Below are 14,045 nucleotides of genomic sequence, written 5' to 3'. Positions count from 1 at the left end.
AAAGGATGCTCCGATTAAGGCATCCTTTATTTTAATATGTCTAATAGTTTATCCAGTTTTGGAGCCATAATAATTTCTGTTCGTCGGTTTTTACTGCGCCCTTCTGCTGTTTCATTATCTGCAATAGGCATGAATTCTCCTCTTCCACAAGGTTGTATTTGTAGAGGGTTTACTCCATAATCTTTGGTGAGAATACGAACAACAGACGTTGCACGAATTACACTCAAATCCCAGTTATCTTTAAATTGGACGGTATTAATAGGTTTGGTATCTGTATGTCCTTCAATATATACATCTATATCCGTTTGTTTATTTAATACTTCTGCCAATTTAGCCAGAGCTTCTTTTCCGCGTTTGTCTACTCGTGCACTGCCTGATTCAAACAGAAGTTTATCGGACATAGAAAGATAAACTTTACCGTTTTTTTCGGTTACACTTAATTCATCACTACTGAATCCTAACAGAGCGTCTTTTACACTATTTAAAAGGTTTTGTACTTTTTCATTTTGGGCATTGATCAAATCTTGTAATTCATTAATAGTACGCTCACGTTCATCAAGTTCATTCATTTTCTGGTTAAGCAAAGAATTTAACTTGTCTTGTTCGCTCATGTTGGTGTTCAGCATTGTTTGGTAATTACGTATATTACGTCCCATATTAGCAGTATCCCTCAAGAGCGCATCAAGTCGGACTGACAATTGATTATTATCGTCTCCACATTTACCAAGTTGTTCTTTTAATTCTTCGGCACGTCCTATAGCTTCCAAACGTCCGTTTTCAGCCAGTATATACTTTTTTTTTGTTACACATGATGTGCAAACAAGTAGCATGGAAGCTACGATACAAAATGTTTTTTTCATGATGACGAAAAATTTATGGCGCAATTTACTACATTTGTGCTTTCGTTGTACATTTACCCTCTGTAAGAAGAGTTAATGAGTATGGCAAAAGTTCTGATTATTGATGACGAAAAGCAAATATTGAGTTTATTGTCGCGAATTATCGAATTGGAAGGATATGATGTTTTCCAGGCAGCGACCTGTAAAACTGGTTTGAAACAACTGGAACAAAATAATCCTGAAGTTATTTTATGTGATGTCTGTTTGCCTGATGGAAGCGGGGTTGAACTGGTATGCGAACTAAAAAAGCTACGTCCTCTCTCTGAAATAATTCTGTTGACGGCCCACGGCAACATCCCGGATGGTGTGCAGGCTATTAAAAACGGAGCTTTCGATTATATCACAAAAGGAGACGATAATCAAAAGATTTTACCTTTAATTGCTAAGGCGATGGATAAAGCATCTGCCGCCTATCGGCGAAACGAAGTCATTTCTTCTCCGGTTGGCAAGCAATATTCTTTTGAGGCCATTATTGGTAAATCTCCAGCTATACAAGAAGCCATATCTCTAGCCCGAAAAGTTGCCCAAACCAATGTACCGGTGTTGCTGACCGGCGAAACGGGGACGGGTAAGGAGGTTTTTGCCCAATCCATTCATCAGGGCAGTTCACGTAGCGGAAAAGCTTTTGTAGCAATCAACTGTTCCTCATTCAGTCGCGATTTGCTGGAGAGTGAGATGTTTGGACACAAAGCGGGTGCTTTCACCGGTGCTATGAAAGAAACAAAAGGCCTTTTCGAAGAAGCTGATAACGGTACGATCTTTTTGGATGAGATAGGAGAGATGGCCTTCGACTTGCAAGCCAAGTTGCTTCGTATCCTCGAAACCGGTGAGTTTTTGAAGATAGGAGATACACGTCCTATTAAAGTAAATGTTCGTATTATTGCTGCAACAAATCGTGATCTTTCCAAGGAAATAGCCGAAGGGCATTTTCGTGAAGATTTATTTTACCGGCTTTCTGTCTTTCAGATTCATCTTCCGCCTTTGCGGGAAAGAATAGAAGATATTCCCTTACATATAAAAGCTTTTGTTTCCACTTTATCTGTTAAAATGGGAAAAGAGATTCAGACAATCTCTCCCGATTACGTCAATCTTTTGAAACAGTATTCCTGGAAAGGAAACGTTCGTGAATTGCGTAATGTAATAGAGCGTAGCCTGATTATTGCCGATGGAAACACATTAGGTTCGGATTCTCTCCCTTTGAATTTCCAACAACCGGATGCCAATAGCCAGGAATCATATTCGGGTTTCGACCTCAGTGGTATGGAAAAGATGCATATTCAGAAAGTGCTGAAATATACAAACGGTAATAAAACAGAAACTTCCCGTTTGCTGGGAATCGGACTGACAACTTTATATCGTAAGATAGAAGAATACGGATTATAACCCGATTATTTCATTTTGATAAGCCAACCCTTCCATTTTGGAAGGGTTTTTTTGTGCCTTGAATTTATTGTGAAATTATAACTGGTTGCTAATCAGAACAGAGAATCTTCCCTTCCTTTTTTGGCACGTACTTAGTATAAGGAGGTGTATTAATAATCAAATAAAAGATTGAAGTATGTTAGAGAATGAAATTGTATCATTTGTTTTTTTGTGTGCAGTGGGTGGCCTCTGCTACTGGTTTTTCTTCAAGTGTGTAGATTGGTTCGAAAAGATTTAAAGAAAGGAGGATGAGTATGTTTGTTGCACTGTTTATACTCTGCTTGGTTATCTTCGGGTATCTGATGTATGTGTTGATCAAACCCGAAAAGTTTTAAACAAATAATGTAAGGTGAAAAGATGAATACGGAATTAGTAGGTAGCATCGCGCAAATAGTAATGATGATCGTTCTGGCTTATCCGCTGGGAAGATACATAGCTAAGGTTTATAAAGGGGAGAAGACCTGTCTGGACTTTCTGGCCCCTGTCGAAAGATGGATTTTCAAACTGTGTGGAATCGATCCGAATGTGGAAATGAGTTGGAAGGGCTTCCTGAAAGCGCTTTTGACCGTTAATTTATTTTGGTTTTTCTGGGGTATGTTTCTGTTGTATTTCCAGCAGTATCTGCCGTTGAATCCCGATGGCAATGCGGGGCAGTCGTCGCATCTGTCGTTTAATACTTGTATCAGTTTTATGGTGAACTGTAACTTGCAGCATTACAGTGGCGAGAGCGGGTTGACTTATTTTACTCAGTTGTTCGTCATTATGCTGTTCCAGTTTATTACGGCGGCAACCGGTATGGCGGCCCTAGCCGGTATCTATAAAGCAATGGCAGCCAAGACGACCCAAACGATCGGTAACTTCTGGAACCTGTTGATGAAAAGCACGACCCGCATCCTGTTGCCGTTGGCACTGATAGTCGGTTTTATCCTTATTATGCAGGGTACTCCGATGGGATTCGACGGGAAAATGAAAGTGACGACATTGGAAGGACAGGAACAGATGGTTTCGCAAGGGCCGGCTGCTGCAATCATTCCGATCAAACAGTTGGGAACGAACGGTGGGGGGTACTTCGGTGTTAACTCGTCGCATCCGCTGGAAAACCCTACTTATCTGACTAATATGGTGGAATGCTGGGCGATCCTGGTATTGCCGATGGCAATGGTGTTTGCTTTGGGATTCTATCTGAAACGGAAGAAGCTGGCTTTTTCGATTTTCGGTGTCATGCTATTTGCCTATCTGGCCAGCATCGGGATCAATACTTACTATGAAATGAACGGTAACCCGATGATCTCGGCAATGGGAATCGATCAGGATGCCGGCGCGATGGAAGGAAAAGAAACCCGGTTGGGGGCGGCTGCCACAGCGTTGTGGAGTTGCACGACGACTGTCACTTCCAACGGTTCTGTAAACGGTATGCACGACAGTACGATGCCTCTTTCGGGTATGATGGAGATGCTGAACATGCAGATTAATACCTGGTTCGGCGGTGTCGGTGTAGGATTTATGAACTATTATGCTTTTCTGATTATCGCCGTCTTTATCAGTGGTCTGATGGTAGGTCGTACGCCCGAGTTCCTCGGAAAGAAAGTGGAAGCTCGGGAGATGAAGATTGCAACGATCGTGGCGTTGGCTCACCCGTTCGTTATCCTGATCGGTACGGCGGTTGCCTGCTATTATTGGGTCTATAATCCGGCCTTTGTGGAGGCGGAAGGCGGTTGGCTGAACAATCCCGGTTTTCATGGGTTGAGTGAGATGCTTTACGAATATACATCGGCGTCGGCCAACAATGGTTCCGGTTTTGAAGGACTGGGCGATAATACCTGGTTCTGGAATTTTACGACCGGTCTGGCACTGATCATCAGCCGTTATCTTCCGATCGTCGGGCAGGTGGCCATTGCAGGATTGCTGGCGCAAAAGAAATTTATACCGGAAAGTGCAGGGACATTAAAGACAGATACAGCCACATTTGCCGTAATGACGTTCAGTGTAATCTTTATCGTCGCTGCATTGTCTTTCTTCCCTGCACTGACTCTGGGGCCGATTGCGGAATATTTTAGCATCTACTAATTAAGTGACAGTCAATAGAAAAAAATTGACAGTTATAAAGAAGAATAAGTAATTATGAAAGATAAGAAAGCTGCTTCCTTATTTCCTAAGGAGCTTGTTATAGAAAGTTTGAAACAATCGTTTGCGAAGCTGAATCCGCAAACGATGTTCCGGAATCCGATTATGTTTATTGTAGAGATCGTAACGTTCGTGATGTTGATCGTTACTGTCTGGGCGGCCGTAGCAGGCGATCAGACACAGGGCTCGTTCGGATACAATTTGTTGGTTTTCACTGTGTTGTTTTTTACCTTGCTCTTTGCCAATTTTGCCGAAGCGATCGCTGAGGCACGTGGCAAAGCCCAGGCGGACAGCCTGCGTAAAACCCGTGAGGAAACACCGGCCAAGATGGTGGCTGCCAACGGTAGCATTACGACAGTTAGCAGTTCGCAATTGAAAAAGGGCGATGTATTTATTTGTGAGGCCGGCGATACGATCCCGTCCGACGGGGAGATTATCGAGGGCTTGGCTTCTATCGACGAGAGTGCCATTACGGGTGAGTCTGCTCCGGTAATCCGCGAAGCAGGCGGTGATAAAAGTTCCGTAACGGGTGGCACGAAAGTATTGTCTGACCAGATTCGTGTGCAGGTAACTACCCAACCGGGCGAAAGTTTCCTAGACAAAATGATTGCCCTTGTAGAAGGCGCTTCCCGTCAGAAGACACCGAATGAAATCGCTTTGACGATCCTGTTGGCAGGTTTTACATTGGTATTCGTGGTTGTTTGCGGTACATTGAAACCGCTGGCCGATTATTCGAATACGGCGATTACGATTGCAGCCTTTATATCTCTGTTCGTTTGTTTGATCCCGACAACGATTGGCGGCTTGCTTTCAGCCGTCGGCATTGCCGGTATGGATCGTGCCTTGCGTGCCAATGTGATTACCAAATCCGGTAAAGCGGTAGAGACAGCGGGCGATATCGATACGCTGTTGCTCGATAAAACGGGAACGATCACGATCGGTAACCGCAAGGCAACCCAGTTCTATCCGGTAAAATGGATAGATGAACCGGCATTTGTACAAGCCTGCCTGATGGCCTCTTTATCCGACGAAACGCCCGAGGGCAAATCTATCGTAGAGTTGGGACGCGAAAAGGGAGTCCGTATCCGCGACCTGAGTACTTCCGGTTCCCGCATGATTAAATTTACGGCGGAAACCAAATGTTCCGGTGTCGACCTGAAAGACGGTACGCGTATCCGCAAAGGAGCTTTCGACGCCATCCGCCGGATGAGCGAAGCTGCCGGAAACAAATATCCGCAGGAAGTGGCTGACCTGGTGGAGAAAATTACAAGCAACGGAGGCACTCCGCTGGTCGTTTCGCAGGATGACTTTATTATCGGTGTGATCGAGTTACAGGATATTATCAAGCCGGGGATCCAGGAACGTTTCGAACGCCTGCGCAAAATGGGGGTGAAAACCGTCATGGTAACGGGCGATAACCCGCTGACGGCAAAATACATCGCCGAAAAAGCCGGTGTAGACGATTACATCGCCGAGGCTAAGCCGGAAGATAAAATGAACTATATCAAGAAAGAACAGGAAGCCGGCAAACTGGTCGCCATGATGGGCGACGGTACGAACGATGCGCCTGCTCTGGCCCAGGCAAACGTCGGCGTGGCCATGAACAGCGGTACACAGGCCGCCAAGGAGGCCGGCAACATGGTAGACCTCGACAACGACCCGACCAAGCTGATCGAGATCGTCGAGATCGGTAAACAGTTGCTGATGACACGTGGTACATTGACTACGTTCAGTATCGCGAACGATGTCGCTAAATATTTTGCTATCGTACCGGCTTTGTTCATGATCGCCATCCCGCAGTTGGCTGCCCTGAATATCATGCATCTGCATAGTCCGGAAAGCGCTATTCTGAGTGCGGTTGTCTTCAATGCGCTGATCATCCCGATCCTGATTCCGTTGGCATTGCGCGGAGTCGCTTACAAGCCGATCGGAGCGTCCGCCTTACTGCGCCGCAACCTGTTGATCTACGGTGTCGGTGGTATAATCGCTCCGTTCATCGGTATTAAAATCATCGACTTGATCGTAAGTCTGTTTATGTAATCATTCATTAGTAATAGAATAAAGAAAATAAAATCATGATATCAACTCTTTTCAAATCATTGAAACTGACAGTTGCATTCTGCATCTTGCTCAGTGTGTGCTATATCTTCATCTTGTGGCTTTTTGCACAGGTAGCGGGCCCGAATAAAGGAAATGCCGCAGTTATCGAATTGAACGGCAAAGTAGTCGGAGCTACCCATGTCGGACAGCCTTTCACGCAGGATATCTATTTCTGGGGACGTCCGTCACATGCCGGCGACGGTTACGACGCTTCCTCTTCCGGCGGTAGCAACAAAGGTCCTTCCAACGAGGCATATCTCGCCGACGTAGAGGCCCGCATCGATACTTTCCTTTGGCATCACCCTTATCTGAAACGCGAAGAGGTGCCTGCCGAAATGGTCACAGCCAGCGGTTCGGGCCTGGATCCCGATATTTCTCCGAAAGCAGCTTATGCACAGGCTAAGCGGGTCGCCGAAGCACGGGGAATCGCAGTCGATAAAGTGATGGCCTTGGTAAACGCCCATATCGAAGGACCGCTGTTAGGTCTTTTCGGTCCGCAAAAGGTAAATGTACTTAAATTAAACGTAGCCCTCGAAAAAGCAGTTGCCAAAAATCACGAGGACGGAATAAAGTGAATATAAATAACGGACAAAAAAAAATTATCAGCTATGAAATCTATCGTAAAGAAAATAATATGGGGAGCGGTAATAGGCTCCTTCTCCTTCCCGGTAATGCATGCGGAATCTTTCCCGGTCACACAGGCACAGGAGGATGAAAACAAAATAAAATTTGCCGTGCAGGGTGACCTGGTCAGCTCTTATATCTGGCGCGGCATGTACCAGACCGGCGCCAGTTTCCCGCCGACTTTCGGCTTGAGCGTCGGCGGGTTCTCCTTGACTGCCTGGGGATCTACCGATTTCGACGGGAATAGCTCTGCGGAAGGCAAAGCAAATAAAGAAATAGACCTGACGGCAGCCTATGCGTTCGGAAACTCCGGTCTGACGCTTTCCATTGCCGATTTGTGGTGGGCCGGAGAAAACGGAACGAACAATAATAAGTATTTCAATTTCAAGAGCCATGAAACGGCACATCATTTTGAAGCCGGACTGGCGTATATACTTCCGGTAGAAAAGTTCCCGCTCTCGATCGCCTGGTATACGATGTTTGCCGGACAGGATAAAGATGAAAAAGGAGATCAGAACTATTCTTCTTATATAGAACTCAACTATCCGTTCAGCGTGCAGAAGGTCGATCTGAACGTGACATGCGGCATCGTTCCCTATGAAGCTCCGCAATATTGTACGAACGGTTTTGCCGTAACGAATGTGGCTTTAAAAGGAACGACGGCGATAAAGGTCACCGATTCATTTTCTTTGCCTATATTTGCCCAGGCAATATGGAATCCCCGATTGGAGAATGCGCATCTGGTCTTTGGCTTTACATTGAGACCCTAAAACAGGAAGACTGCAACAGAATGATTCAAGCTCATGGATAGAGAACAAAGCGTACAACACTTTTTAGATTTGCTGAAAAAATCCCGTCGCGGTAATTTCAAGATCTACATCGGCATGATTGCCGGTGTAGGCAAATCGTATCGCATGCTCCAGGAGGCGCACGAATTGCTTCGTAGCGGCATCGACGTGCAGATCGGATATATCGAAACACACGGCAGGGTTGAAACGGAGGCGCTGGTCGAAGGTTTACCTTTGATTCCGCGCCGCAAGTCGTTTTATAAAGGAAAAGAGGTGGAGGAGATGGATTTGCAGGCTATTCTGAATATCCGTCCGGAGGTCGTGATTGTTGACGAACTGGCTCATACGAATATAGAAGGGAGCAAGAACGAAAAGCGTTGGCAGGACGTGATGGATATTTTAGAGGCAGGCATCAGCGTGATCACTGCCGTTAACATCCAACATCTGGAGGGGCTGAACGAAGATGTGCAGGATATCACCGGCATCGAGATAAAGGAACGCATCCCCGACAGTGTCCTGGAACAGGCGGACGAGGTCGTGAATATCGACCTGACAGCCGATGAACTGGTGAACCGCCTGACAGCCGGCAAAATATACAAGCCGGAAAAGATTCAGACGGCACTGAGCAACTTTTTCAAGTCCGAAAACATTCTCCAATTACGTGAGTTGGCTCTGAAAGAGGTCGCTTTACGTGTAGAGAAAAAGGTGGAGAGTGCCGTTCCCGTCAATACCGGTGTCCGGCATGAGAAATTCCTGGCTTGCATCAGCAGTCACGAGAAGACGCCCCGGAAAGTGATCCGCAAGGCTGCCCGGCTGGCTACCCGCTATAACACGAAGTTCTTTGTCCTGTATGTGCAGACGCCCCGCGAAAGTATCGAACGCATCCCGCTGGCCAACCAGCGTTATCTGTCGAACCACTTCAAACTGGCAACGGAACTGGGAGGTGAGATCATCCAGATGCAGTCGAAAAGCATTCCCGACAGCATTGTCGAAGTCTGCCATGAGAAGCAGATCACGACCGTTTGCATCGGGAAGCCTGCCTTTACATTCACATCGGTTCTCCTTGCCTGTTTCCAATACCGGAAATTGCTGAATAATTTGTCACAAATGAATATCGACCTGATAATATTGGCATAATATGTTACAGTCCATTAGTTTAAAGATTAAAACGAAGCTCACCTATGGTATAGGCCTGCTGTTTGCAATGATCGTCCTGCTGGGCGGTTTGTCGGTAAAGAACATCTACCGTATGTCCGCAGATACGCAAAACATACTGGCAGATAACTACAATACCTTATTGTATTCCAACCGTATGTTGGATGCCCTTGAACGGATCCAAACCGATCCGGTAGCCCGCACTGAGTTCGAAAAGAACCTCGACCTGCAAAAAGTAAATATAACCGAGATCGACGAGAACGTGGCGACCACTCACCTGGCTACGCAATATGAAGCCATGAAGAAAGAGATGAACGACACATCCATCCAGCGTGTCCGCATCGCGCTGAACGAGGTGATGAGTCTGAATATGGCTTCCATTTACCGGAAAAGCCAGCTGGCCGAACATACGGCACATGAAGCGTTATTGTGGATTTGTATCATTGGCGCCGTTTGCTGTATCATCGCTTTCGCTTTTCTGGTTCGCTTCCCGCGTTCCATCAACACCCCGATCAGGAAGCTGACCGACGGTATCATGGAAATAGCCAACCACAATTATGAGAAACGTCTCGACCTGGGGAAATATAATGAATTTGCCGCGGTTGCAAACTCGTTCAACCGGATGGCCGAGCGCCTGACCGAATATCGTAAAAGTACCCTTTCTGATATTATCCAGGGAAAGAAATACATCGAAGCGATTGTGAACAGCATTACCGAACCGATCATCGGTCTGGACGGCAACCGTAAAATCCTTTTTGCCAACGACGTGGCGCTGACTATCCTGAACGTGAAAAGAGAAAATGTAATCGGCAAGTCGGCAGCCGAACTGGCGTTGAAGAACGATCTATTGCGCCGCCTTGTCCGGGAATTGGTTCAGCCGGATGAAAAGAAGGAACCTTTGAAGATTTATGCCGACAATAAAGAAAGCTATTTCCAGGTCAGGTATATCCCGATCCATGTAACGGACGAGCAAATGGATCAAAGCCAATACGTAGGCGATGTAATCCTTTTGAAGAACATCACCGAGTTCAAGGAACTGGATTCTGCCAAAACAACTTTTATCTCCACCATCTCACATGAGTTGAAAACACCTATCTCTGCCATCATGATGAGTCTTAAACTGCTTGAAGACAAGCGGGTGGGGGATATGAACAACGAACAGAAAGCATTAGCCGAAAGCATCAAGGAAAGCAGCGACCGTCTGCTCGAAATAACCGGCGAACTCCTTAAGATGACACAGGTCGAAACCGGAAAACTCCAGTTGAACCCGAAGATCACCAAGCCGATCGAACTGATCGACTATGCGATCAAGGCGAACCGCGTGCAGGCAGAACGTTTCGGCTGCCATATCGAAGTGGAATATCCGGAGAAAATATCCAAACTCTTTGTCGACAGCGAAAAGATCGCCTGGGTATTGACAAACCTCTTGTCGAACGCCATCCATTACACACCGGAAAACGGCCGCATCATCATCGGTGCCCGCCAGGAGGATAAAACAGTGGAAATATTTGTAAAGGACTTCGGGAAAGGGATCGATCCCCGTTACCACCAGAGTATCTTCGACCGCTACTTCCGCGTCCCCGGCACGAAAGTGCAGGGAAGCGGCCTGGGACTGGCCATCAGCAAAGACTTCATCGAGGCGCATGGCGGAACGATTCACGTGGAGAGCGAGATCGGAAAAGGAAGTACGTTTGTTATAAAATTCAATGTCTGAAAACAATTAAAGAAACACTGTAAAATAATCATGAAAGTCTTAAAATTTGGCGGTACATCCGTTGGCTCAGCCCAACGGATGAAGAATGTCGTATCTATAATCCATAACGGCGAGCCTAAAATCGTCGTATTGTCAGCAATGTCGGGTACAACAAATTCCCTGGTAGATATAGCCGGTTGCTTCTACCGGAAAAATATTGATGAAGCAAATAAAATCATCAGTCGACTGGAACAAACGTATGCCTGTCATATAGAAGAATTATATGCTTCTGAAGCTTATCGGGAAAAAGCATTGGAGTTGGTTATGGAACGCTTTAACATGATCTGGACGTTTGCCAATAAACCTTTTACTGCGTTTGACGAAAAAGTTGTCCTGGCACAAGGCGAATTGATTTCTACCGGAATGATGCATTTGTATTTGCAGGAGCAGGGCATCCGTTCCGCTTTGCTTCCCGCTCTTGATTTTATGCGGATTAATGCAGAAGGCGAACCGGATATGACTTATATTGAAAGGCATTTGAACGGTCAGTTGGCTGGATATTCCGATACAGAGATATTTGTTACCCAGGGATTTATTTGCCGGAATGCCTACGGAGAGGTCGATAACCTGCAGCGTGGCGGAAGCGATTACAGTGCTTCATTGATCGGCGCTGCCATTCATGCCGAAGAAATACAGATCTGGACTGATATCGACGGAATGCATAATAATGATCCCCGCGTCGTCCACCACACAGCTCCTGTCCGGCAATTGAATTTTGAAGAAGCGGCCAAGCTGGCCTACTTCGGGGCAAAAATACTCCATCCTTATTGCATCCGTCCGGCCAAAGAGAATAATATCCCGGTTCGTCTGCTGAACTCCCTGCAACCGGAGGTGCCGGGAACGCTAATTTCCAATACGGCTGAAAAAGGGAGGATCAAGGCAGTGGCAGCCAAAGATAATATTGTCTTTGTTAAAATGAAGTCGCTGAATATATTGCCATCCCATAAATTCCTGAGCCTGGTGTTCGATACGTTCGCCGTTTACAAAACGGCTGTCGATATGGTTACGACTTCCGACATAGGGGTATCCGTTACGATAGACAATCCCGAACATTTACAGGAAATAGTAAGCAGCCTGGAGAAATATGCAACCATATATGTAGAAAGGAATATGGTGATTGTCTGCGTAGTCGGAGATCTTGAATGGCAAAACGTAGGTTTTGAAGCCAGGATTGTGGATGCCTTGAAAGATATCCCTGTGCGTATGATCTCTTACGGAGGAAGCAGTAGTAATGTCTCTCTGGTCATGAAGGTTGAAGATAAGACGCGTGCTTTACAGGCATTAAGCACCCGGCTGTTTTCAAAGCCTGATGCCGCAGAGTCGGTAGGTACGTAAAAATAGGGAACGCAGAAGTCTGCGTTTCCTATTTTCAATCAGAATATAATTTATTTTTTCTCTTTCAGTAAATCGCGTATCTCTGTCAGTAACTGCACATCTGAGGGAGGTGCAGCCGGGGCAGCCGGAACTTCTTCTTTCTTTTTGTTCAGCGCATTCATCCCTTTGACCATTAAGAAGATTGCAAATGCAATAATGATAAAGTCCAGTGTCACCTGTAAGAAGTTACCGTAGTTGATTGTCACGGCAGGAGTAATCACTTTATCTCCTTCCATCACCGCATGTTTCAACACTATTTTCAAATCGGTGAAGTTTACACCACCTACCAATAATCCTACGGTAGGCATGATAAGATCTCCTACAACAGAAGAAACGATTTTCCCGAAAGCACTACCGATAATGATACCTACTGCCATGTCTACGACGTTGCCGCGCATAGCGAACTGCTTAAATTCTTGTAATATATTCTTCATGAATCGTACGTTGTTTATGATATGATTACAAATATATATCATTGTTTGTATATAGCTAAGAATTTCTTCTTTTTATTTATTACTTTAGAAATATATTTTAACCTTCACAAAACTAGTTACTCTTATTCTCAAGTTTCAAAAACCGTAAAAATAACAGTCAAAATATTTGGAGTATATGTTTAAGAACACTACTTTTGTCCCCGCATTCAAGCGAGAGGGCATTTGATTTACGTATTGGAAGGAATAGTTTTCCGGGTGTCGGGCCACTGAGGTTAGAAGCATCTAAGCAATAAGTCGGTTTGTGCGGTGGGAAACAGGGATAAAAACTTTCTATGAAATTTTGTTCATAAAATTTGCGTGAAAGAAAAAAGTCCTTACCTTTGCAGCCACGTTCGCTAAAAAAAGCGGGTGCGAGAAAGAAGAGTTCTTTGAAAACATTACATTATCAACAAGTAGTACAAGTATTAAAGATTAATACCGTCAAAAACTTGAAATAAATTACGAGATTCTGGGCAGAGATAAAAAAACAATTTAACAACGAAGAGTTTGATCCTGGCTCAGGATGAACGCTAGCGACAGGCTTAACACATGCAAGTCGAGGGGCAGCGAGGTGTAGCAATACACTGTCGGCGACCGGCGCACGGGTGAGTAACGCGTATGCAACTTACCTATCAGAGTAGGATAGCCCGGCGAAAGTCGGATTAATACTGCATAAAACAGGGGCTCCGCATGGAGATATTTGTTAAAGATTCATCGCTGATAGATAGGCATGCGTTCCATTAGGCAGTTGGCGGGGTAACGGCCCACCAAACCGACGATGGATAGGGGTTCTGAGAGGAAGGTCCCCCACATTGGTACTGAGACACGGACCAAACTCCTACGGGAGGCAGCAGTGAGGAATATTGGTCAATGGGCGAAAGCCTGAACCAGCCAAGTCGCGTGAAGGATGAAGGTTCTATGGATTGTAAACTTCTTTTATAGGGGAATAAAGTGCGGGACGTGTCCTGTTTTGTATGTACCCTACGAATAAGCATCGGCTAACTCCGTGCCAGCAGCCGCGGTAATACGGAGGATGCGAGCGTTATCCGGATTTATTGGGTTTAAAGGGTGCGTAGGTGGATAGATAAGTCAGCGGTGAAAGTTTGTGGCTCAACCATAAAATTGCCGTTGAAACTGTTTATCTTGAGTATGTTTGAGGTATGCGGAATGCGTGGTGTAGCGGTGAAATGCATAGATATCACGCAGAACTCCGATTGCGAAGGCAGCATACTAAACCATCACTGACACTGAAGCACGAAAGCGTGGGTATCAAACAGGATTAGATACCCTGGTAGTCCACGCAGTAAACGATGATTACTAGGAGTTTGCGATA

The 14,045-nt window shown here is 45.6% G+C and carries 11 protein-coding genes and 1 other annotated feature; of the genes, 9 read left to right on the top strand and 2 right to left on the bottom strand.

What is annotated here, in order from left to right; all coding sequences use genetic code 11:
* Positions 1-26: 26 nt before the first annotated feature.
* Positions 27-860 (bottom strand): OmpA/MotB family protein, encoded by an 834-nt coding sequence (locus tag C1721_RS01315; protein ID WP_102406447.1) that lies wholly within the window; start codon positions 858-860, stop codon positions 27-29.
* An 81-nt stretch (positions 861-941) separates the two neighbouring features.
* Between C1721_RS01315 and C1721_RS01310 the strand changes: the two genes are divergently transcribed.
* From C1721_RS01310 to C1721_RS01270, 9 genes are all read left to right on the top strand, one after another.
* Complete coding sequence (locus C1721_RS01310) at positions 942-2,282, top strand: sigma-54-dependent transcriptional regulator (RefSeq protein ID WP_102406445.1); 1,341 nt, start codon at positions 942-944, stop codon at positions 2,280-2,282.
* Positions 2,283-2,569: 287 nt separating this feature from the next.
* The gene (locus tag C1721_RS16495) at positions 2,570-2,656 is read left to right on the top strand and encodes a potassium-transporting ATPase subunit F (protein WP_199830421.1); all 87 of its coding nucleotides are present in this window, start codon (positions 2,570-2,572) and stop codon (positions 2,654-2,656) included.
* Positions 2,657-2,678: 22 nt separating this feature from the next.
* Positions 2,679-4,388 (top strand): potassium-transporting ATPase subunit KdpA, encoded by a 1,710-nt coding sequence (gene kdpA, locus C1721_RS01300; protein ID WP_102406443.1) that lies wholly within the window; start codon positions 2,679-2,681, stop codon positions 4,386-4,388.
* Between the two features lie 54 nt (positions 4,389-4,442).
* Positions 4,443-6,485 carry a potassium-transporting ATPase subunit KdpB gene (gene kdpB / locus C1721_RS01295; protein ID WP_102406441.1) on the top strand — a complete coding sequence of 681 codons (2,043 nt, stop codon included), beginning with the start codon at positions 4,443-4,445 and terminating at the stop codon, positions 6,483-6,485.
* Positions 6,486-6,520: 35 nt separating this feature from the next.
* Positions 6,521-7,120, top strand: coding sequence for a K(+)-transporting ATPase subunit C (locus tag C1721_RS01290; RefSeq protein ID WP_102406439.1), 600 nt, complete (start codon positions 6,521-6,523; stop codon positions 7,118-7,120).
* 33 nt (positions 7,121-7,153) lie between these two features.
* The gene (locus C1721_RS01285; protein ID WP_420872714.1) at positions 7,154-7,939 is read left to right on the top strand and encodes a hypothetical protein; all 786 of its coding nucleotides are present in this window, start codon (positions 7,154-7,156) and stop codon (positions 7,937-7,939) included.
* Between the two features lie 33 nt (positions 7,940-7,972).
* Complete coding sequence (locus tag C1721_RS01280; RefSeq protein ID WP_102406437.1) at positions 7,973-9,094, top strand: sensor protein KdpD; 1,122 nt, start codon at positions 7,973-7,975, stop codon at positions 9,092-9,094.
* 13 nt (positions 9,095-9,107) lie between these two features.
* Positions 9,108-10,826 (top strand): HAMP domain-containing sensor histidine kinase, encoded by a 1,719-nt coding sequence (locus tag C1721_RS01275; protein ID WP_199830420.1) that lies wholly within the window; start codon positions 9,108-9,110, stop codon positions 10,824-10,826.
* A 30-nt stretch (positions 10,827-10,856) separates the two neighbouring features.
* Positions 10,857-12,200, top strand: a complete 1,344-nt coding sequence (locus tag C1721_RS01270) for an aspartate kinase (RefSeq protein ID WP_102406433.1) — start codon at positions 10,857-10,859, stop codon at positions 12,198-12,200.
* A 50-nt stretch (positions 12,201-12,250) separates the two neighbouring features.
* Here C1721_RS01270 and mscL read toward each other — a convergent pair whose 3' ends face one another.
* Complete coding sequence (gene mscL / locus C1721_RS01265; protein WP_102406431.1) at positions 12,251-12,673, bottom strand: large-conductance mechanosensitive channel protein MscL; 423 nt, start codon at positions 12,671-12,673, stop codon at positions 12,251-12,253.
* Between the two features lie 542 nt (positions 12,674-13,215).
* Positions 13,216-14,042: a sequence feature (16S ribosomal RNA rRNA prediction is too short), on the top strand.
* Positions 14,043-14,045: the final 3 nt, after the last annotated feature.

Origin of the sequence: Parabacteroides bouchesdurhonensis (genome assembly GCF_900186615.1) — a bacterium.
Lineage (GTDB): Bacteria > Bacteroidota > Bacteroidia > Bacteroidales > Tannerellaceae > Parabacteroides > Parabacteroides bouchesdurhonensis.
The sequence above is the reverse complement of the archived record's forward strand: the minus strand, read 5'-3'. Positions and strand labels throughout refer to the sequence as shown.

Bases quoted from the DNA above. Each gene is read 5' to 3' on its own strand.
- C1721_RS01285 (WP_420872714.1), top strand. From the start codon at position 7,154: ATGAAATCTATCGTAAAGAAAATAATATGGGGAGCGGTAATAGGCTCC.
- C1721_RS01270 (WP_102406433.1), top strand. From the start codon at position 10,857: ATGAAAGTCTTAAAATTTGGCGGTACATCCGTTGGCTCAGCCCAACGG.
- C1721_RS16495 (WP_199830421.1), top strand. From the start codon at position 2,570: ATGAGTATGTTTGTTGCACTGTTTATACTCTGCTTGGTTATCTTCGGG.
- kdpB (WP_102406441.1), top strand. From the start codon at position 4,443: ATGAAAGATAAGAAAGCTGCTTCCTTATTTCCTAAGGAGCTTGTTATA.
- C1721_RS01280 (WP_102406437.1), top strand. From the start codon at position 7,973: ATGGATAGAGAACAAAGCGTACAACACTTTTTAGATTTGCTGAAAAAA.
- mscL (WP_102406431.1), bottom strand. From the start codon at position 12,673: ATGAAGAATATATTACAAGAATTTAAGCAGTTCGCTATGCGCGGCAAC.
- kdpA (WP_102406443.1), top strand. From the start codon at position 2,679: ATGAATACGGAATTAGTAGGTAGCATCGCGCAAATAGTAATGATGATC.
- C1721_RS01290 (WP_102406439.1), top strand. From the start codon at position 6,521: ATGATATCAACTCTTTTCAAATCATTGAAACTGACAGTTGCATTCTGC.
- C1721_RS01315 (WP_102406447.1), bottom strand. From the start codon at position 860: ATGAAAAAAACATTTTGTATCGTAGCTTCCATGCTACTTGTTTGCACA.
- C1721_RS01310 (WP_102406445.1), top strand. From the start codon at position 942: ATGGCAAAAGTTCTGATTATTGATGACGAAAAGCAAATATTGAGTTTA.